Below are 20,357 nucleotides of genomic sequence, written 5' to 3' on the forward strand. Positions count from 1 at the left end.
ATGAAAGTCTCACCTGGGGAATCTAGTTGCCTACTCTTCGTGTTTCCGGGCTTGCGACCTGCGCGATCATCTGCTTACTCTCTGGCTCCGGTCGATCACAGTCCCCCGCGTGGAGGCCAGCATGCACACCGACGGTTACCTCGCCCGGTACGACGCGCTCCAGCAGGCCGACCCCGCGGCGGCGCTCATGCTCCTGGCGGGCTGGCTGCGCACCGACTGGCGGCCCCTGTTCGCCGAGCTCCGCGCCCGCAGACCCGTCCTGACCACCCCGGCGTTCACCCTCGTCACCCGCCACGCGGACGTCACCGAGGTGCTGTCCCGCCCGGCCTCCTTCACCGTGGGCGCCTACACGGCGCCCATGGAGACCGCGCTGGGCGGCCCCGTCATGCTCACCCGCGACGCCACCCCGATGAACTGGCGGGAGAAGGGCCTCATGCAGGTCGTGCTCGCCCCCGAGGACGTCCCCGGGCTGCGCGCGCTCACCGGGGAGCTCGCCGACGCGGCGCTCGACGCGGCGGGCGGTGCGATCGACGTGGTCGGCTCCCTGTTCCGCGCCGTCCCGCTGGCCGTGTGCGCCCGGTACTTCGGCTTCCCCGGGCCCGACCCGCGGACGCTCTCCCGCTGGTCCCGCGCCGTCATGACCGACGTCACCGCCAACCTCGCCGGCGACCCCGCGATCCGCGCGGCGTCCGCCGAGGCGGGCGCGGAGATGATGGCCTACCTCCGCGGCCTCGTGGCCGACCGCCGCGCCGGCCCGGAGGGCGCCGACGTCCTCGGCCGGCTCGTGCGCACCCGGCTGCCCGCCGAGTTGGGCTTCGACGACGAGCGGATCGCCGTCAACACCGCCGGGCTCCTCCTGGGCTTCGTGGAGAACGCCGCAGGGTCGATGACGAACGTGCTCGACCACCTCCTGGCCCATCCCCCGCTGCTGGAGCGGGCCGCCGATGCCGCCCGCGACCCCGAGCGCTTCGAGCCCCACGTCTGGGAGGCCCTGCGGTTCGACCCCTTCCTCAAGATGATCGTCCGTTTCTGCGTCCGCGAGCACGCCCTGCCCTCGGGGGCGGTGGTCCCGGCCGGCGGGCTCGTGCTGGCCGCGGTCGCCTCGGCGATGGACGACGAGGCGGCGGTCGAGGAGCCGGAGTCCTTCCGGCTCGACCGGCCCGGACACACCCTGCTGCACTTCGGGCACGGCCCGCACGCCTGCGTCGGCGTCCACCCCGGCCGCACCGTCGTCACCGAGACGCTGCGCAGGCTGCTGCTGCGGCCGGGCCTGCGGTCGGGCGGCGAGACCGTCCGCGACCGGGGGATCTTCCCCGACCGCCGCATCCTGCATCTGGACGCCCCCGCATGGAAGGAATCCCGGGTTTGAGCCGTTCCAAGGCACGGAGCATCGCCACCGACGGCGCCGTCAACAGGCTGCGCTTCCTCGCCCTCACCCACGCCCGGCCCCTCTGGCGGCTCGCCGAGACCGCCGTGCCCGTGCGCCGCCGCCTCAACGCGACACTGATCGACCAGGCGGTCCGCGAGATGCCGCCCCGGCCCGAGCCGCTGAGCACCCTGGCGCCCTACACGTCCTGGACGTCCCTCACCGACCGCACCTACAGCGGCAGGCACCTGCCCCCGCACGACGACCAGGAGACCGGCCGCCCCTCGGTCGACAAGGCAGCCGACCTCTTCCTGCGGGAGGGGCCGATGGACCCCTGCCCCCGCTCGACCGTGCTGTTCGCCTACTTCGCCCAGTGGTTCACCGACGGGTTCCTGCGCGGGGAGTCCCGCGAGCCGCGCGACCCCCGGCGCAGCACCTCCAACCACGAGATCGACCTCAACCCGCTCTACGGCCTCGACGCGGCGGCCACCGCGGCGATCCGCGCCCACGAGGGCGGCCTGCTCAAGAGCCAGCTGGTCAACGGCGGCGAGTTCCCGCCCTACCTGTGCGAGAACGGCGAGGTCAAACCGGAGTTCCGGGCGCTGACGGCCGTGCGCATGGAGATGCTGCCGCCCGAACGCCGCGACACCCTCTTCGCCCTCGGCGGCGACCGCGGCAACGTGCAGGTCGGCTTCACCATGATGACCGTGCTGTTCCTGCGCGAGCACAACCGCGTCGCCCGGCTCCTGGCCGAGCAGAACCCCGGCTGGGACGACGAACGCATCTTCCAGACCGCGCGCAACATCGTCATCGTGCAGGTCATCCGGATCGTGGTCGAGGAGTACATCAACCACATCACCCCCTACCACTTCCGGTTCCTGCTCGACCCGAAGCTCGGAACGATGCTGCGCGGAGCCCCCTGGCACCGGCAGAACTGGGCGTCGGTGGAGTTCAACCTCGTCTACCGCTGGCACAGCCTGATCCCGGGCACGCTGGTGGTCGGCGAGAAGGAGCTGCCGGCACCGCACACCCTGTTCGGCGGGGCGCTCATCCCCGGCCCCGGCCTGGGCAGGCTCTTCGAGGACGCCTCCGAGCAGCGTGCCGGACGCATCGGCCTCTTCAACACCGACCCGTCGCTGCGCGAGGTGGAGGTCTCCTCCATCACCGACGGCCGCACCCTCGGCCTGGCCCCCTACAACGACTACCGCGAGCACTGCCGCTTCCCCCGCGTCCGGCGCTTCGACCAGGTCTCCGGCGACCCGCGCGTCCACGAGTCCCTCGCCGACCTGTACCGGGACGTCGACGACCTGGAGCTCTACGTCGGCATGTTCGCCGAGGAACCGGGCTCGCCGAAGGCCATCCTCCCGCCCCTCCTCACCAAGATCATCGCCATCGACGCCTTCTCCCAGGCCCTCACCAACCCCCTCCTGGCCCCCCGCGTCCTCAACGCCGCCACCTTCACCCCCCTGGGCCTGGAGACCATCGCCCGCACCCGCACCCTCTCCGACGTCCTGCACCGCAACACCCCCGAGGACCCCGCCCCCCGCTTCGTCTCCATGACCTGGCGAGGCGCCCTGCGATGACCCCCGAGAACACCCCCATCCCCGCCCGAACCCCGGAGGAGCGGGACCAGGTGAGCGGTGAGAGCGATTCCGGGGCGCGGTGCGGGGGAGCGGGGGAGGAGGCCTCCGGGCGGTTGATGGCGGCGGCCCGGGAGCTGGCCGAGATCGCGCACGCGTTGCGGGAGGCCTCCGTCCACGCCACGGCGGCGCTCCACGAACCCGCGCTGGCGGCGTCGCTGCGGCGGTCGCCCGGCACGGGACTGCGCGCGCAGCGCGCGCTGCTGCGGGCGGTCACCGACCGGCGCGGGCTCGGGTGGGCCGTCAGCGGGGGCAGGGCCGGGACGCTCGGGGCGAAGCTCGGCGGGCTCGTGCACGCCGGGAACCTCCCCATCCGGGTCATGACCACGTCGTTGCGGCTGCGCATCGCCGCCGTCGTCCTGCACCACCCCGAGCTCGCCGAGGATCCGCTGCTGCGCCGCCTGCTGGAGGCCGTCTCCGCCGACGGCGACCTCGCCGCAGGCCGCGCGCTGCACGCCCTCATCAGGGACCGCGGGGCGGCCCGCGCCCTGTCCGGCATCGCGCCGATCTTCGGCGAGCTCCTGGCGCTGCGCGCCCTGCTCGACAAGAACCCGCTCAACGACAACACGGCCTGGCTCATCGCCACGGGCCTGGGCGCCGCCACCGCCGACCCGCTGACCGGCATGAGCAACCGCGTCGTCGCCCGCCTCGACCGCGGCGCGGGCGCGGCCGTGCCCGTCGAGCCCGCGCCGCACGAGGCCGGACGCCTCAGCACCCGCGGCTCGTTCCTGGACTACCTCTGCGACCTGCTCGTCATCCGCCCCACCGGCCGCGCCCTCGTCCAGACCGTCCGCGGCCCCGACGGGGTGGAGCGCCACGTCGTGCTCGCCCCCGGCATGCGGACGGGCGGTTTCGACACCGACTCCCCGGCCGACCTCCTGGGCGCCTTCAGCAGCACGGTCCTGGACAGCGGCCCCTACAGCCGCTCCCTGGCCGCGGCCGTCGCCGACTACGGCGTCCCCGAGGGCGCCGAGGTGGCGCTCATCGGCCACAGCGCGGGCGGCTCGGCCATCATGAGCCTCGCCCAGGACCCGGAGTTCAACGCCCGCCACGTCCTGACCGACGCCATCGCCATCGGCTCGCCCATCGACTTCAAACAGCCCGCCTCACCCGCCACGCGGGTCTCCAGCATCACCAACCACCACGACATCATCCCCACCCTCGACGGCCAGGGCGCCGGGAACTGCTTCGCCCTGCACCCCGACTGGTACATCGTCGACTACACCGACTCCACCCACCTCTTCCCCGCCTGCCACGGCCTGGAGCAGTACGCCGCCAACCTCCGCGACGACCTCCCCGAGGCCCGCGCCCACCTGGAGGCCCAGCTCACCGCCTACACCGGCCCCATCGTGCGCCGCCGCCTCTACCGCCTGTACGACCACGCCCCGCACCCCGCGGGCTTCCCCTTCCTCACCGTCCCCACCCACTCCAGGCACACCTCCGAGGGCCCCGTCACCGTCCCCGTCCGCACCTTCGACGCCACGGTGTTCACCGCCTGGTTCACCGTCCCCGCGGAGAAGGCCGCCGCCCTCCTCACCGGCACCCCCTTCACCCCCGTGACCGCGGCCTCCCGCGCCATCGCCGTCCTGCACTTCACCACCCACCACCGGAGCACCCTCGACCCCCACCACGAGACCACCCTCAGCCTGCTCGTCCACTCCCCCCTGCACCCCCGCCCCACCGGCCTCCTGCGCGACCTGCTGCGCGCCCCCGCCCTCCGCCACGCCGGCCTCCACCCGCTGGCCGCCGCCGTCACCACCCCCCAGGCCCGAGCCGCCGCCGCCGACCTGTGGTCCCACCCCGCCCACCTCACCGAAACGACCCTCACCCTCACCCCCACGGCGGTGGAAGCCGCCATCACCGCCCCCGGCGAGACCACCCCTCTCCTCGTCCTCACCGGCACCCCGGGCCCCCGGCTCCGCCCGCCCGCCCCCCGCCGCTCCGCGGCCACCCGAGTCCTGTACTCCCGCACCGGGAACACCCCCTACCGCTCCACCCTCCAGTCCACCGGCCCCACCACCACCCACCCCGTCCCCCGCCTCCTCCTCACCGCCGGAGCACCCGAGCACCCCCTGCCCGCCCTCCTCCACGCCCTCTCCCTCCCCCGAACCCGCCCCTTCCTCTGCCAGACCACCCCTTCCGCCCGCCTCCTCCACCATCCCCCCGCCCCGCTCACTTCTTCTTCCGTCGACCACCCGCTCACCCCGGAGCCCTGATGCCCGTCCCCCTCGCTCCGCTCGCTTCTTCTTCCGTCGACCGCTCGTTCATTTCGGGGCTCTGATGTTTCGTCCCGCTCAGTAGTCCTTCTGGCCATCACCTTCGCCATCCCCCCGTTCCGCTCGCTTCTTCCGTCCACCCGCTCATCCCGGAGCCCCGATGACCGATCCGCTCAGCGACCACGCCGCCCGCCTGGCGTCCGACGCGGAGGCCCTCGAGCGCTGCACGGTGCGCCTCCGCGCTCTGGCTCGCCGCCTCCGTGCCGACGAGGCCGCGCCGTCCTGGCTCCACGCCGCCCTTGACGCACACCTGACGGCCTGCACCGTTGCGTACGACGACCTCTCCACCGCCGCCGTCCTTCTCCGCGCCCATGCCTCGGGCTCGGCCGGGCCTTTCGAAGACCGGGAATGACGTACCAGGCGGAACGGGTCCGGAACAGCGAAAGGAGCCGCCGCCGGACAGGTGATGGCGTACACGCTGATGACGTCTTCGTTCCGTGAAGGCCCGCAGCGGACCGGTAGACTCGCGGCCATGACGAGCGGCGCTCCTGAAGACTGGTATCGCTGGATTCCCGAGCAGATCACCGCGCAGGAGTACGAGGCGCTGCCCGAGGATTTCTGCCGGACGATCGAGGTCATCGACGGGCATGTCGTCAAGTGCGAGAGTGCTTCCCGGTTGCACAACCGCGTCGCACGGCGGCTGGCGGCGGTACTGGAGCAGGGACGTAAGCCCGAGCCATGCCTGATGGTGGAAACCGATGTCGATGTCCGGATCAGCGATGTGCCGCTCAACCTCAGGCGCCCGGACGTCACCGTGTACAGGTGCCTGCCCGACGACCGGCGTTTGTACGCGGGAGACAGCGTTCTGGTCATCGAGATCGTGTCACCGGAGAGTTCCTTCCGCACCGACACGGTCGACAAGAAGGCCGCCTACGCTGCGGCGGGCATCCCGGTCTATCTGATCGTGTTCCTCTCCGAGTCCCAGGACGGTATCGAGCAGATCGAGGAGTACCGGCTCTCGGAGGGTCGGTATCACCTGGTCTGCCTGCACACCCGCAGGCTGTCCCTTGACGGACCGATCCCTGTCGATACGACTTTCAGGGAGCTTTCCGACGGGTGACGAGGCTTTCGTGCAGCCGGGCGGAGGAGAGCGGGGCGGTGATCGGAAGATCATGCGGCTTCGGGGCGTTGTTCAAGGTATGGACTACGTACAGCTGGGACGTACCGGACTCAAGGTGAGCCGTCTGGTGCTCGGGACGATGAACTTCGGGCCGGAGACCAACGAGGCGGACAGCCACAAGATCATGGATGCGGCGCTGGACGCGGGCGTCAACTTCTTCGACACGGCCAACGTGTACGGGTGGGGCGAGAACAAGGGGCGCACCGAGGAGATCATCGGGACCTGGTTCGCGCAGGGGGGCGGGCGCCGGGACAAGACGGTGCTGGCCACCAAGGTGTACGGGAGCATGGGGGCCGACGGGAAGCCGTGGCCGAACGCCGACAAGTTGTCGGCGTTGAACATCCGCCGTGCGGCGGAGGATTCCCTGCGGCGGCTCGGCACCGACTACATCGACGTCTACCAGTTCCACCACATCGACCGGGCCACTCCGTGGGAGGAGATCTGGCAGGCGATGGACGTGCTGGTGCAGCAGGGGAAGGTGCTCTACGTCGGGTCGTCGAACTTCCCCGGGTGGGCGATCGCGCGCGCCAACGAGACGGCGGCCCGCCGCGGCTCGCTCGGGCTGGTGAGCGAGCAGTGCCTGTACAACCTCTTCGAGCGCCGCGCCGAGATGGAGGTCATCCCGGCCGCCGAGGCGTACGGGCTCGGCGTCATCCCGTGGTCGCCGCTGCAGAGCGGCCTTCTCGGCGGGGTACTGCGCAAGGAACGTGAAGGGGGAGGAGCCCGGTCGTTGTCCGAGCGGAACCGGCAGCTCCTCTCCGACCCCGCGACCCGCGCGAAGATCGAGGCCTACGAGGAGCTCTGCGCCGCCCACGGACTGGAGCCCGGCGAGGTGGGGCTGGCCTGGCTGCTGACCCGGCCGGGCGTCACCGGCCCGATCGTCGGCCCCCGCACCATGGAGCAGCTGGAGTCGGGCCTGCGCGCCGCAGCCCTGGAACTCTCCCCGGAGTTCCTCGAGAAGCTCGAGGAGATCTTCCCCGGCCCCGGCCCCTCTCCGGAGGCCTTCGCCTGGTGACGGGCGGCCGGACCGCGGTCCGGCATGTTTCACCGTCCCGGAGGCAGCAGCCTCCGGGACGGTGCGGGACGGCGGAGCGGAATGCTCCGCCGTCGGCTTTCCGGCAGGACGGCGGCCTGCCCCGAAGCCGGGTGCTTCGGCGGTCAGTGCCGGGCACAGGTGTGGTCGGCGGGCAGGGTGGTGTTGCTCTGCGGGGACTCGCCGCGGCGGCGGGCCAGATCCTGGAAGAAGGCGGTCTCGTGCGAGTCGAGGTGAGTGGGGATGTCTATATGGATAGAGACGTAGATATCGCCACGGCCCTCACCGTTCACGTGGCGGGCGCCGTAGCCGGACAGGCGGAACCGCTGGGCGGGCTGGACGCCGGGCGGGATCTTGAAGGTGACCGGCTTCCCCGTCAGGTCACGGAGGGTGGCCTGGGAGCCGAGCACGGCCTGTGACAGCGGGATCCGCAAAGTGCAGTGCAGGTCGTCGCCCTCACGGCGGAAGGTCTCGTGGCCGAGCTCGACGATCTTGAGGTAGAGGTCGCCGGGTTCGCCCGCGCCCGGGCCGACCTCTCCTTCGCCGGCGAACTGGATGAGGGTGCCGTGCTCGACGCCCGCGGGGATCTTCACCTTGAGCGTCCGCTGGACGGCCACCCGCCCCTCGCCCTCGCACTCCCCGCAGGGACGGGTGAGAAGGTCCCCGTAGCCGTCGCACCGCTCACACGCCTGCCAGCGGGACGGGCCGGTCATCGTGCCGCCCCGGCCGCGGCACGGGGGACAGGGGACGGGAGAGCGGCCGTCGGAGGTGCCCGCCCCCGAGCAGGCGGAGCAGGCGGCCGCGGTCTCGATGGTCAGCTCCTCCACCGAACCCTCGCAGGTCTTCTGCAGGCAGAGCTCGAGCGGGATCGTCGCGTCTTGGCCCCGCGCCACCCGCTCGCGCCGTCCCAGGACCGTCTTCTTCCTGGATCCGGCGGCCCCGGAGTCCTCCGCCGCCGGCCGCGGCGCCCAGTGCGTGGCACGCGCCGAACGCAGTTCGGCGGCGACGAGGGAGGCGTCCGCGGGACGGTCCGCGGGCTCCTTCGCCAGCAGGGCGCCGAGCAGGTCCGTGACGGAGCCGGGGACGCCCGCGCGCAACGAGCCCAGCGACGGCGGCGCCAGGTTCAGGTGCTGGTTCATGAGCTGGTAGATGGTCGAACCGTCGAACGGCGGCCTGCCGGTCAGCAGCGCGTATCCGAGGCAGCCGAGCGCGTACAGGTCCGCCCGGTGGTCGATGCGCGAGTCCTTCCACTGCTCGGGGGCCATGTAACCGGGTGTGCCGATCGGGGCGCCCGCCCGGGTCAGCGCGGTGGCGCCCCCGTACCAGGCGATCCCGAAGTCGCAGATCTTCACCCGTCCTCCGGCCAGGAGCATCAGGTTGGCGGGTTTGAGGTCCCGGTGCACCACGTCGTGCGCGTGCGCGACCGCCAGCGCCTCGGCGGTCTGCGCCAGCAGGTCGATCGCCCGGTCCACCGGCAGCCCGCCCGGGTGCGCCCGCAGTTCCCGGTCCAGATCCGACCCGTGCAGGAACTGCATCACGATGAACAGGTGCCCCCGGTCGTCCCCGCTGTCGAAGACCGTGGTGATGCCCGGGTGGTCGAGCTTCGCCGCGGCCCTGGCCTCCCGGTGCAGCCGGGCCGACAGCCTGTGGTCGGGAGTCCCGCCCGGTTCGGTGAGCACCACCTTCACCGCGACGTCCCGGTCAAGCCGCAGGTCGGCGGCCCGCCAGACCTGGCCCATCGCCCCGTTCCCGAGCAGCGCCTCCAGACGGTACCGATGCGCCAGAAGCATTCCGGCCTGCAGTGCCATGGATCCCCCGACAGAGTTCTGCTGGACTCCGCTGAATATCTCACCGGTCCTCGCGTTCCGTACAGGATGAGAGAGGACGAAAAGGCCGGACCCCCGGTGGGAGCCCGGCCCTGTCGTTCGGACGGGGAGCGGAGGGGGCCGTCAGGTGGTGACGGCCTCGGCGAACTGGGCGGCGTAGAGGCGCTGGTAGGCGCCGTCGGCCGCGATCAGCTCGTCATGGGTGCCCTGCTCCACGATGGTGCCGCGCTCCATGACGAGGATGAGGTCGGCGTCGCGGATGGTGGACAGGCGGTGGGCGATGACGAAGCTGGTGCGGCCCTGGCGGAGGCTGCGCATCGCCCGCTGGATGAGGACCTCGGTGCGGGTGTCGACCGAGCTGGTGGCCTCGTCGAGGATGAGGATGGCCGGTTCGGCGAGGAAGGCGCGGGCGATGGTGATGAGCTGCTTCTCGCCCGCGCTGACCGTGCCGCCCTCCTCGTCCAGGACGGTGTCGTACCCGTCGGGGAGGGTGCGCACGAACGGGTCGACCTGGGTGGCCTTCGCCGCCTCGACGACCTGCTCGCGGGTGGCGCCGGCGTTGCCGTAGGCGATGTTCTCGGCGATGGTGCCGCCGAAGAGCCAGGCGTCCTGCAGGACCATGCCGGTGCGCGAGCGCAGGTCGGCGCGGCTCATCTCGGCGATGTCCGCGCCGTCCAGGGTGATGCGGCCGCCGTTCAGCTCGTAGAAGCGCATCAGGAGGTTGACCAGCGTCGTCTTGCCGGCGCCGGTCGGGCCGACGATCGCGACGGTCTGGCCCGGCTCGACGGTCAGGGACAGGTCCTCGATGAGCGGCTCGTCCTGCTTGTAGGAGAAGTTCACGCGCTCGAAGGCGACGCGGCCCTCGACGTGCTCCAGCGTCGCGGGCTCGTCGCGGTCCGGGCGCTGCTCCTCGGCGTCGAGCAGGCCGAAGACCCGCTCGGCCGAGGCGACGCCGGACTGCACCAGGTTCGCCATGCTCGCCAGCTGGCTGAGCGGCTGGGTGAACTGGCGCGAGTACTGGATGAACGCCTGCACGTCGCCGAGCGACAGGGAGCCGTTGGCGACCCGCAGCCCGCCGATCACCGCGACCAGCACGTAGTTGAGGTTGCCGATGAACATCATCGCGGGCTGGATCAGCCCGGAGATGAACTGCGCCTTGAACGAGGCCTGGTAGAGGCTGTCGTTCTGCTCGGTGAACGTCTCGGCGGCCTCGTCCTTGCGGCCGAACACCGACACCAGCGTGTGCCCGGTGTACATCTCCTCGATGTGGGCGTTGAGCTTGCCGGTGCTCGCCCACTGCTGGATGAACTGCGGCTTGGACCGCCCGCCGATCTTCGCCGCGACGAGCATCGACAGCGGCACCGTGATCAGGGCGACCAGCGCCAGCAGCGGTGAGATCCACAACATCATCGCCAGCACGCCGACGATGGTGAGCAGGGAGTTCGCCGCCATGCTCAGGGTCTGCTGCATGCTCTGCGACAGGTTGTCGATGTCGTTGGTGACACGGCTGAGCACCTCGCCGCGCTGCTGCCGGTCGAAATAGCTCAGCGGCAGCCGGGAGAGTTTGGCCTGCACCCGCGCGCGCAGCCGGTACATCGCCCGCTGGACGACCGTGGTGGTCACCCGCCCCTGCACCACCGCGAGGAGGCTGGCCACGAGGTAGACGGCGAGGGCGGCGAGCAGCACCCGGCCGACCGCGCCGAAGTCGATGCCCTCGCCGGGGACGACGTCCATCGAGGAGACCATGTCGGCGAAGTTGTCGTCGCCCTGCGCGCGCAGCCCCTCGACGACCTGCTCCTTGTCCGCGCCGTCGGGCAGCCTCGAGGAGATCGCGCCGTTGAAGATGAGGTCGGTGGCGATGCCGAGGATCTTCGGCCCGGCCACGGTGAGCGCGACGCTCACCGCCGTCAGCGCCAGCCCGGCGATGATCAGCGCGCGCTCCGGCCGCAGGTCGCGCAGCAGCCGCTTGCCCGACTCGGTGAAGTTCGAGGGCTTCTCCAGGGAGGGCCCGGCCATCCAGGCCCCGGGGCCGGTGCGGGGCGGCCCGCCTGCGGCCGGCGCCTTGGGCGCCTCGGGGCGGTTCGGCGTGGTCATGCCGCCTCCTGTTCGGTGAGCTGGGAGAGGACGATCTCCCGGTAGGTCTCGTTGCCGGCCATCAGCTCCTCGTGGGTGCCCGTCCCCACGACGCGGCCGTGGTCGAGGACCACGATCCGGTCGGCGTGGCGGATGGTGCTGACCCGCTGGGCGACGATGAGGACGGTGGCGCCGGAGGTCCGCTCGGCGAGCGCGGCGCGCAGCCGCGCGTCCGTGGTGTAGTCGAGCGCGGAGAAGGAGTCGTCGAAGAGGTAGATCTCCGGCCGGTGCACCAGGGCCCGCGCGATGGCCAGGCGCTGGCGCTGGCCGCCGGAGACGGTGGTGCCGCCCTGGGAGACCGGGGTGTCCAGGCCCTCGGGCATGCGTTCCACGAAGTCCCTGGCCTGGGCGATCTCCAGTGCCCGCCACAACTCCTCGTCGGTGGCGTCGGCCCTGCCGTAGCGCAGGTTGGAGGCGATGGTCCCGGAGAACAGGTAGGGCCGCTGCGGGACGAGGCCGATGAGGTCCGACAGCTTCGCCGGGTCGAGCTCCCGCACGTCCACGCCGTTGACGAGGACGTCGCCGCCGGTCACGTCGAACAGGCGGGGGACGAGGCCGATCAGGGTGCTCTTGCCGCTGCCGGTGGATCCGATGATCGCGACGGTCTCGCCGGGCCGCGCGGTGAGGGAGACGCCCTGCAGCACCGGCTCCTCGGCGCCCGGGTAGCGGAACTCCACGTCGCGCAGCTCCAGGGTGCCGTGCCCGGTGGTCTCGGTGACGGGCTCGGCGGGCGGGACGACGCTGGAGTCGGTGTCCAGCACCTCCCGGATGCGCTCGGCGCAGACCGAGGCGCGGGGCGCCTGCATGAACATGAACGTCGCCATCATCACCGACATCAGCGTCTGCATCAGGTAGCTGAGGAACGCGGTGAGCGCGCCGATCTCCATGCCGCCGCTCTCGATCCGGTGCCCGCCGAACCACAGGACGGCGACGCTGGCGAGGTTCACGACCCCCAGCACCAGCGGGAAGATCAGGCTCATGAAGTTCCCGGCGCGCCGGGAGACGTCCATCAGCTCGGTGTTGGCCCGGTCGAACCGCTCGGTCTCGCGGTCCTCGCGGACGAAGGCGCGGACGACCCGGACGCCGGTGATCTGCTCGCGCAGGATCTGGTTGAGCTGGTCGAGCCGCTCCTGGATGGTGCGGAACAGCGGGTGCATCCTGGACAGCGCGAAGGCGACGGCGGCCGACAGCAGCGGCAGCACCACCAGCAGCAGGCCCGACAGCGGGACGTCCTGGCGCAGCGCCATGATGATGCTGCCGGTCCCCATGATCGGCGCGGTCACCGCGATGGTCATCGCCATCAGGACGAGCATCTGCACCTGCTGCACGTCGTTGGTGGTGCGGGTGATGAGCGACGGGGTGCCGAACTGGCCGACCTCGCGGGCGGAGAAGCGCTGGACCCGGTCGAACAGGCCGGCGCGCAGGTCGCGGCCGAGCGCGCCGGCCGTGCGGGCCGCGAAGTAGATGGCGCCGACGGAGCACAGGACCTGGCCCACGGACACCGCGAGCATGACGCCGCCGAGCCGCAGGATGGTGCCGGTGTCGCCGGTGACCACGCCGTCGTCGATGATGTCGGCGTTCAGGGTCGGCAGGTAGAGCATCGCGAGGGTGGCGAGGAACTGCAGCGCCACCAGCAGGGTCAGGTCCCTGCGGTAGGGCCGCAGGAACTCGCGGACGAGACTGATCAGCAAGGGGGGCTCGCTAGAGGTGGTAGCGACCGGCGGTGCCGGCCTGGTCAGCGATGGTCGTGGGCGGACGCGACGGGGGCGACGTGCAGCAGGCCCTCCCGCAGCGCGTCCTGGAGCGTTCGGCCGGTGTGCTGTTCGTGTTCGAGCCAGTGCTGGGTGGCGATCCGGACGGCGGTGCCGAGCGAGGCCGCCAGCAGGGAGGGGAACATGTCCCGCTCGGGATCGAGCCCGCAGCGCTCGGCGATGGCCTCCACGAGGGGTTGGGACATCGCCTTGTGGCTCTTGAGGAACTCGCCGTGCAGCGCCCGGTTGCAGAAGATCATGTGCATGATCCGCCAGTCCGGGGAGCCCTGCTCCGCGTGGTGTTCGAGCACGGCCTGGACGCAGGCGTCGGCCAGCGGCTCCTGCGGAGGCCGCGCCCTCAGCCGTTCCCCCAGCTCCCGGTTGCGGGCGACGGGGATGGCGCAGATCGCCGCCTCCCGGCTGGAGAAGTAGTTGTTGTAGGTGCGGGGGGAGACGCCGGCCGCGGCGGCGATGTCCTCCACCCGCACGTTCTCCGGACCGTGCTTCAGGGCGAGGTCGGCCGCGGCGAGGCTCAGCGCCTGCCGTGTCGCTTCTTTCTTGCGCTCCCTGAGGTTCACGCAGGCGACGGTATGCGCTTCCTGCGTGCCGCGCAAATTTTTATTCAGAGAAAAACTGCGTGGCGCGCAATTTAAGCGCGCCACGCTCCTCCGGCCGGGTCAGCCCCGCTCGGCCGCGGCCTCCTTGGCCCAGCGATAATCGGCCTTGCCCGACGGGGTGCGGCGCACCTCGTCCACCACGTGGATCCGCTTGGGGATCTTGTATCCGGCGAGCACCTCGCGGCAGTGCCCGCGCAGCTCCTCCTCGGTGACGGGGGAGCCGAGCGAGACCACCGCGGTCACCCGCTGGCCCAGCAGCTCGTCGGGCAGCCCCACGACCAGCGCGTCGTAGATGGCCGGGTGCGACTTCAGCGCACTCTCGACCTCCTCGACGTACACCTTCTCGCCGCCGGTGTTCACCACGGTCGAGCCCCGGCCGAGCAGGATCATGTGGCCCTCGGCGTCGACGCGCATCATGTCGCCCTGCAGCGCCCACCGGACACCGTCCGCGTCCGTCACGAACGTGGCCTCGGTCTTCGCCGGGTCGTTCCAGTAGCCGATCGGGATCCGCCCGGAGCGGGCGAACACCCCGATCTCCTCCGATCCGGGTTCGATCCGGCGCAGCTTCTCGTCCAGCACCGCGGCGTCCGGCTGGGGCATGAAGCGCGGCCGCCCGTCCGGGCCCGGCTCGACGGCCCGTGCGGCCGTTCCGGTCTCCGAGCCGCCGATCGGGTCGAGGATCGTCATCAGCGACGGCAGCGCCCGCTGGAGCCGCTCCTTCACGTCGGGCGAGGTGACCGAGCCGCCGGTGGCCACGACGAGCAGGGACGACAGGTCGTAGGCGTCGGGGTTGGCCTCCAGGAAGTCGGCGATCGGCCGTGCCATGGCGTCGCCGATCGTGGTCATCACCTGCGCGCCCTCCCGCGAGGCGACCTCCAGGATCCCGGCCGCCGAGAAGCTGGGCTCCGACCACAGCACCAGCTTCGACCCGGAGGTCAGGGACGCCCAGCTCACCCAGATGCCGGCGGCGTGCATGAGCGGCGCGTTGCACATGATGGTGAGCCCGCCCGCCGCGGCGTTCTCACCCGCCTGCTCGGGCCGCTGGATCGGGTCGCCGACCATGTTGCCGCCGCCCATGGCCTGGAAGAAGATGTCCTCGATACGCCACATGACGCCCTTGGGCAGGCCGGTGGTACCGCCCGTGTAGAGCAGGAAGAGGTCGTCGCCGGAGCGTTCGGCGGGCACCCGCGCGGGCGAGGCGGCGGCCAGCGCCTCCTCGTACCGGACGGCCCCGGGCACCTCGCCGCCGTCCCCGTCCTCGATCACCAGCACGGAGCGCAGGTCGGGCAGCCGGTCGCGGGCGGGGCCGAGGCGCGCCAGCGGGCCGCGCTCGCCGACCACCACGGTGCTGCCCGAGTCGCCGATCACGTGGGCGAGCTCGTTCGCCGTGTAGCGGTAGTTGACGTTCACCGGGGCCGCCCGCAGCTTGAAGGCGGCGATCTGGGTCTCCAGCCACTCGGCGCGGTTGACCGACAGGATCGACACCCGGTCCCCGGGGCCGACTCCGGCCTCGGCCAGGACCGCGGCGGCCCGGTTCGCCCGCGCGTCGAGCTCGGCGAAGGTCAGGCGGGTGTCGCCGGCGACCAGGGCGAGCCGGTCGGGCACGGCGTCGGCGACGATCTCGAACAGGTCGGCGAGGTTGAAGGACGGCATCTTTGGGATCCTTCCGACGGAGGACACCCAACCTAACCCGGTCCCTCCCGGTGAGGTAAGTCCTTGCTTATGGCGTTCCTCTGCCCTAACGGCCGCAGGCCGGGAAACGGCCGGTGGGGACGGGAGAAGGCCCTCGCCGGGAGCGCCGCACGCTAGGTTTGGACCCACGGTCGGCAAGCTGGAAGGGGTGCTCGAATGGGAATGAGCCAGGAGAAGGCCAGGGAGCTGTTCCCCGTGGTGGACGCCAACGGGGACGGGCTGATCTCGCCGGCGGAGCTGGCGCGGCTGTACGAGCGGAACGGGACGCCGATCACGCCCGAGGAGATGGAACTGATCTTCGCCAAGGCCGACGCCGACGACGACGGGCTGATCTCGCTGGAGGAGTTCGTGGTCTTCCTCGGCTGAGCGGGCGCGTCAAGGACGGGCAAACCTTCGGCGTCGCGCCTGGTCACGCAGCGTGACCGGCGGCATGATCACTCCCGGAGAGGGGAGTGATGCACCGGATCGGGCTGTGGGCGATCGTGGCGGCCGGGCTGGCCACCGCGCTGCTGGACGTCCTGCTGTGCCTCAGCCTGATGGGCGATGTGATGCGGGCCGAGGGGGCGGGGCTCCTCGCCTGGGCGGCGACGCTCGTCCTGTCGGGGTGCTTCCTGATCGCGGTGGCCATCGTCCTGCTGCACTGCGCGGCCGACTGGGGCTGGTGCCGGCCGGGATGGTGCTTCGGGCTGCTCTACCTGCTGGTGGTCGCCGAGGAGCTGTGGGACCGCGGCGGGACCTACGGCTCTCCCACGCCGATGATCCTCGTCTGCTCCTACCTGACGACGATCCCGTTCCAGTTCGCCGTCTGGGCCCGCCGCACGGCGGCGCTGGAGGCGAAGGCGGAACGGCCCGAGCCGGAAAGGCCGCTCGTCCAGTGGCCGCACACGGTGCGGCAGGTGTTCGCCCGCCCCGCCGGCGACGCGGACGCCCTGGCCGGGGAGAACCCGCCGGCGCACGGGCTGAGCTCGGCGGCGAACCGCCGGTAGGCCGCGCCGGTAAGGCATTTTCCGCACATCTTCCTCCGCCGACTCCGCTCCGGAAGGCGGTCACTCCCCGCCGGAACATCCCTACGCTTCGGGCGCATCGACCCGAAGGCGAGGTTCCGTGGCGACCGCGACGACGACCGGACGAGAAGAACGGCGGGCCGGATGGGCGAGGCGCCTGGCGGCCTGCGCGCCCGACTGGGGATGGCTGGGGCCGCTGATCGTCGCGGCGTACGCGTTCACGGTGGTGTTCGTCCGGCTGGGCGACCCGCACGAGCTGATGTGGGACGAGACCTACTACGCCAAGGACGCCTGGGCGCTGCTGCACAGCGGTGTCGAACTGGCCTGGCGCGACCAGCCGGGCGGGCAGCCCGCCAACGGGTTCGTCATGGCCGGAAACCCCGAGGCGGGCCTGCGGCCGGGCGCTGCGGGCCACGCCGTCCACCCCCCGGCGGGCAAGTGGCTGATCGCCCTGGGCATCGCCGCCTTCGGCATGGACCCGTTCGGGTGGCGGGCCGCCGCGGGGCTGGCCGGGATGCTGATCGTGCTCATCACGGCCCGGACCGCCCGGCGGATGACCGGTTCGACCCCGCTGGGCTGCGCCGCCGGACTGCTGGTCGCGCTCGACGGTTCCTGGCTGGTCGCCGCCCGCGTCTCGATGCTCGACGTCTTCCTCGCGCTCTTCGTCGTGGCGGGTTTCGGCTGCCTCGTCGTCGACCGTGATCTCACCCGTGCCGCGCTGGCGGACCGCGCTCGTCCGGGAGGGTTCGGCCCCTTCCTGTGGCGGCCGTGGCGGATCGCGGCGGCCGTCTGCCTCGGCCTGGCGTGCTGCACCAAGTGGGCGGGCCTGTACGCGCTGGTCTTCTTCTGGCTGCTGGCGCTGCTGTGGGACCGGGGCGCGCGGGCCGAGGCCGGGGTGCCCCGGCCGTGGAGCGGCACCCTGCTGCTGGACGTGGTGCCGTCCTTCCTGACGGTGTGGGCGGTCGCGGCGGCGACGTACCTGGCCGGCTGGTGGGGCTGGTTCGTCTCCGGGACCGGGCTGCAGGAAAGGTTGTTCGGCCGGACGGTCCCCGGAGCGGGACGCCTCTGGGCCCAGGAGAACCCCAGCTCCTTCTGGCCGGGCTTCCTCGATCCGCTGCGCTCGTTGTGGCACCGGCACGCCGAGACCCTCGAGTTCCACCGGGGCGTCACCGGCTCCCACCCCGCCCAGTCCTGGCCGTGGGAGTGGCTCTATCTGGGGCGGCCCGCGGGGATGCACTTCCAGGTCCACCAGGACGGGCGCGAGGGCTGCACGCCGCTGCGCCAGTGCGTCACCGCGGTGACGGACCTCGGCACACCGGCGATCTGGTGGGCGGCGCTCCCGGCTCTGGCAGCCCTGTTCGTGCTGACGATCCGCGCGTGGGACTGGCGGTCCGGGACCGTCCTGTGGGGATGGCTCGCGGGCGTCCTTCCGTGGCTGCCCGAAGCGGCCGGAGGCCGCGTCATGTTCTCCACCTACGCGCTGCCGCTGCTGCCCTTCACCGTCCTGGCGCTGGTGCTGCTGTTCGCCAAGGGGCTGGAGGCGGCGCGCGACCGCACGGGACGCCGGATGGCGGTGTACCTCGCGGGCGCCGCCTACCTCGGGGTGGTCGCGTGGAACTTCTGGTACCTCTACCCGGTCCTCACCGCCGACCTCGTCCCCTACGCCTCCTGGTCCGAGCGGATGTGGTTTCCTCGCTGGTCCTGACCGCGGTCTCGATGGCGTCGCGTTCGGCGGCGACGCGCTCGTGGGCGGTGGGCGGAGCGGGAGGGGCGAGCGCGGCCAGCCTCCGGCGGCGCGACCAAAGGCCCAGATGCGTCAGTGAGAGGAAGAGGACACCGCCGATCGCGGCGCCCCGGGCGGCGTGCTCGTCCAACGCGGGCAGCAGGGGGTCGCGGTCGGCCACCAGGCCGAACGCGGGCGGAGCCGGGGACGAAGGCGCCACCACGGGCAGCGACGGCAGGAGTCCCAGGTCGCCGGGACCCGGGGAGGGTGGGGAACTCGGGTCTTCGGGCAGGGGGCCGGGCCAGTTCGGGACCGCCGGTGGAGCCGGACTCGACGGGACGGCGCCGTCGGGAGAGGGGTTCGGCGAGCCGCCGGGCGCGTCCGGGGTTGCGGAGGCGGGGCTCGGACCGTCCGGCGGTTTCGGTTCGTCGGAGCCGCTCGGGGACGGCGAGGGCTGTTCGGAAACGGGGGAGGGAGCCTCGGGGGCGGGTTCGGGGCGCGGCGCCGGCTCCTGGGGAGGGGGTTCGGGAACGTCCAGATCCACGAAGTTGTAGGACGTGGGGGAGGACAGGGTCGCGCCCGCCCGTTCGGCCTCCACCCCGACGGCCAGCGCCCCGGACGCCGAGGCGGGAACGTCGAAGGAGGTCCGGCAGGTCCCCGAGCAGGGCCCGGCGGAGGACCCGCCCTGCTCGCTCCGCACCTCGTAGCCGGTGATTCCGGGTTCGGCGTTGGCGTTCCACGTGACCGTGACGGTCCTGCCCGCCAGCGAGGCCCGCACCCCGGTGGGGGCGGCGGGCCTCGTGGCCATCCGGAACGTGCTCTCGCTGCCGTCTCCGCCGAGGACCGGGTCGAACCGGACCCGGTGCGTGCCGTTCGGCACGGTCAGCCCGTCCAGGGTGTAGGTCAACTCCCGGTCGCTTCCTGCGTCGCGTACGACCCCGTCAACCAGCAGCCGCCCGCCGCCCGCGGGGGCCTGCACCCGGACGGTGACGGTGCGGGCGGTGACGGTCGAGCCGTCCGCCGGGGAGATGGCGGGTCCGGCCGCCCGCGCGGAGGCGGCCGGGAACACCGGGACGGCGGCCAGGACGAGCAGGAAGAGCGGAGGGACACCGCGCTTCGGCATGAACGGTCCCCTTCTACAGGTCGTGGTAGGTGCGGTAACTGCGGGAGAAGTCGTTGCGCTCGCGGAAGTTGATGAAGCTCATGGTCACCGAGACGTCGAGACCCTCGACGTAGTGCCACCAGCCGATGGGGATGAACAGCAGGTCCCCGGGGCCGATGACGCATTCGATGACGGAGGCCTCCCGCATCGCCGGATGCCGTTCGTAGTCGACGCCGCTCCCGTCGACCTGTGAGTAGCAGTGGAAGTGGTTGTAGACATGGGCGGTGTCGGTCATCGGGATGAGCTTGACCTTCTTGCGGCCGATGACCTGGGCCATGAAGTTGTTGGTCAGGTCGTGGTGGAACGGGGTCTTCGTGCCGGCCGGGCCGAGCCAGAAGAACCCGGTGTCGGGCGAGTCCGGGTCGAGGTACTCGGTGACGGTCTCGACGTCGTCCCACAGGCCCGCCAGCGCCTCCCGGTTCACGCCGGTGTTGTTGGCCGTCATGTAGAAGTCGTTGGTCGCGCCCGCCCGCTCCACCAGGTGGACGTACTCGCCGAAGAGCATGGTGCGGACGTGCTTCTCCCGGTTGATCTCGAACTCCGGATCAGAGTCGCGGCCGAACTGCACCTCGACCTTGCGGTCGCCGTACCCGTCGCGGAAATGGGCGAGGTCCCACTTCTCCATCGCTGGCCAGGACGAGAGCCGGCCGGTGATGACGACGGGCCGGTTCTGGAAGTAGTGCTCCTCGAAGAACTCCTCCCGGGAGAGCAGCTCCTTCCGCGGCACGTCCGCGCTTCCCGATCGCATCCGCCCGAGCCGCGAGAGGACCGACAACGTCCACTCCCGCTTGGCCAGCCGGTTGCGCATCCGGGCCGCCCCCACCAGGTAGGGGTGGGTCAGCGCCGTCTCGAGCTCGCGCACCGCCTCCTCGGCGGAGAAGCCCTCTTCGACGAGCTTGGCGCACAACGCGTTCGGCGACGTCTCCAGCAGCAGGTTCTCGGCGATCCAGCGCCGCCAGTCGTCCAGCGAGGGTGCCGGTGAGGACATGGGAGTACCTTTCTTCGGGCGCCGGG

16 protein-coding genes are annotated in these 20,357 nt (G+C 71.8%); 9 read left to right on the forward strand and 7 right to left on the reverse strand.

The window, feature by feature from the left end:
- Positions 1 to 121 precede the first annotated feature (121 nt).
- From C2865_RS39085 to C2865_RS21715, 6 genes are all read left to right on the forward strand, one after another.
- The gene (locus tag C2865_RS39085; protein WP_110554885.1) at positions 122 to 1,369 is read left to right on the forward strand and encodes a cytochrome P450; all 1,248 of its coding nucleotides are present in this window, start codon (positions 122 to 124) and stop codon (positions 1,367 to 1,369) included.
- Positions 1,366 to 2,949, forward strand: coding sequence for a peroxidase family protein (locus tag C2865_RS21695; protein ID WP_232835748.1), 1,584 nt, complete (start codon positions 1,366 to 1,368; stop codon positions 2,947 to 2,949). The genes C2865_RS39085 and C2865_RS21695 overlap by 4 nt, the downstream gene beginning before the upstream one ends.
- Complete coding sequence (locus C2865_RS39525; protein ID WP_157963854.1) at positions 2,946 to 5,222, forward strand: hypothetical protein; 2,277 nt, start codon at positions 2,946 to 2,948, stop codon at positions 5,220 to 5,222. Before C2865_RS21695 ends, C2865_RS39525 begins: the two co-directional genes overlap by 4 nt.
- 160 nt (positions 5,223 to 5,382) lie before the next feature.
- On the forward strand, positions 5,383 to 5,634 hold the full coding sequence (locus C2865_RS21705) for a hypothetical protein (protein ID WP_106400373.1): 252 nt from the start codon (positions 5,383 to 5,385) through the stop codon (positions 5,632 to 5,634).
- Positions 5,635 to 5,754: 120 nt separating this feature from the next.
- On the forward strand, positions 5,755 to 6,342 hold the full coding sequence (locus C2865_RS21710; protein ID WP_157963855.1) for a Uma2 family endonuclease: 588 nt from the start codon (positions 5,755 to 5,757) through the stop codon (positions 6,340 to 6,342).
- Positions 6,343 to 6,421: 79 nt separating this feature from the next.
- Positions 6,422 to 7,417 (forward strand): aldo/keto reductase, encoded by a 996-nt coding sequence (locus C2865_RS21715; protein WP_106400375.1) that lies wholly within the window; start codon positions 6,422 to 6,424, stop codon positions 7,415 to 7,417.
- 143 nt (positions 7,418 to 7,560) lie between these two features.
- Here the strand turns inward: C2865_RS21715 and C2865_RS21720 are convergent, their stop codons facing one another.
- The 5 genes from C2865_RS21720 to C2865_RS21740 all read right to left on the reverse strand — a co-directional run bounded on the left by C2865_RS21720 (position 7,561) and on the right by C2865_RS21740 (position 15,415).
- On the reverse strand, positions 7,561 to 9,243 hold the full coding sequence (locus C2865_RS21720) for a protein kinase domain-containing protein (RefSeq protein WP_106400376.1): 1,683 nt from the start codon (positions 9,241 to 9,243) through the stop codon (positions 7,561 to 7,563).
- A gap of 141 nt (positions 9,244 to 9,384) precedes the next feature.
- A complete protein-coding gene (locus C2865_RS21725; RefSeq protein ID WP_269802737.1) occupies positions 9,385 to 11,355 on the reverse strand; it encodes an ABC transporter ATP-binding protein in 1,971 nt (656 codons plus the stop codon).
- A complete protein-coding gene (locus tag C2865_RS21730) occupies positions 11,352 to 13,085 on the reverse strand; it encodes an ABC transporter ATP-binding protein (protein ID WP_157963856.1) in 1,734 nt (577 codons plus the stop codon). Before C2865_RS21730 ends, C2865_RS21725 begins: the two co-directional genes overlap by 4 nt.
- A gap of 44 nt (positions 13,086 to 13,129) precedes the next feature.
- Entirely contained in the window at positions 13,130 to 13,723 is a 594-nt protein-coding gene (locus C2865_RS21735; protein ID WP_106400377.1) for a TetR/AcrR family transcriptional regulator, read from the reverse strand.
- A 99-nt stretch (positions 13,724 to 13,822) separates the two neighbouring features.
- Positions 13,823 to 15,415 (reverse strand): acyl-CoA synthetase, encoded by a 1,593-nt coding sequence (locus C2865_RS21740; RefSeq protein WP_106400378.1) that lies wholly within the window; start codon positions 15,413 to 15,415, stop codon positions 13,823 to 13,825.
- Between the two features lie 195 nt (positions 15,416 to 15,610).
- On the opposite strand from C2865_RS21740, the gene C2865_RS21745 reads away from it, so the two are divergent.
- The 3 genes from C2865_RS21745 to C2865_RS21755 all read left to right on the forward strand — a co-directional run bounded on the left by C2865_RS21745 (position 15,611) and on the right by C2865_RS21755 (position 18,163).
- On the forward strand, positions 15,611 to 15,820 hold the full coding sequence (locus C2865_RS21745) for an EF-hand domain-containing protein (protein ID WP_232835749.1): 210 nt from the start codon (positions 15,611 to 15,613) through the stop codon (positions 15,818 to 15,820).
- A gap of 86 nt (positions 15,821 to 15,906) precedes the next feature.
- Complete coding sequence (locus tag C2865_RS21750) at positions 15,907 to 16,440, forward strand: hypothetical protein (protein ID WP_106400380.1); 534 nt, start codon at positions 15,907 to 15,909, stop codon at positions 16,438 to 16,440.
- A gap of 118 nt (positions 16,441 to 16,558) precedes the next feature.
- Positions 16,559 to 18,163 (forward strand): dolichyl-phosphate-mannose--protein mannosyltransferase, encoded by a 1,605-nt coding sequence (locus C2865_RS21755; RefSeq protein WP_106400381.1) that lies wholly within the window; start codon positions 16,559 to 16,561, stop codon positions 18,161 to 18,163.
- Here C2865_RS21755 and C2865_RS21760 read toward each other — a convergent pair.
- Positions 18,099 to 19,304 (reverse strand): Ig-like domain-containing protein, encoded by a 1,206-nt coding sequence (locus C2865_RS21760; RefSeq protein ID WP_106400382.1) that lies wholly within the window; start codon positions 19,302 to 19,304, stop codon positions 18,099 to 18,101. The two genes, C2865_RS21755 and C2865_RS21760, sit on opposite strands and share 65 nt — an antisense overlap.
- Before the next feature lie 13 nt (positions 19,305 to 19,317).
- Positions 19,318 to 20,331 (reverse strand): cupin-like domain-containing protein, encoded by a 1,014-nt coding sequence (locus C2865_RS21765; RefSeq protein WP_106400383.1) that lies wholly within the window; start codon positions 20,329 to 20,331, stop codon positions 19,318 to 19,320.
- Between the last annotated feature and the right edge of the window lie 26 nt (positions 20,332 to 20,357).

The sequence above is a fragment of the Actinocorallia populi genome (assembly GCF_002995495.1).
Lineage (GTDB): Bacteria > Actinomycetota > Actinomycetes > Streptosporangiales > Streptosporangiaceae > Actinocorallia > Actinocorallia populi.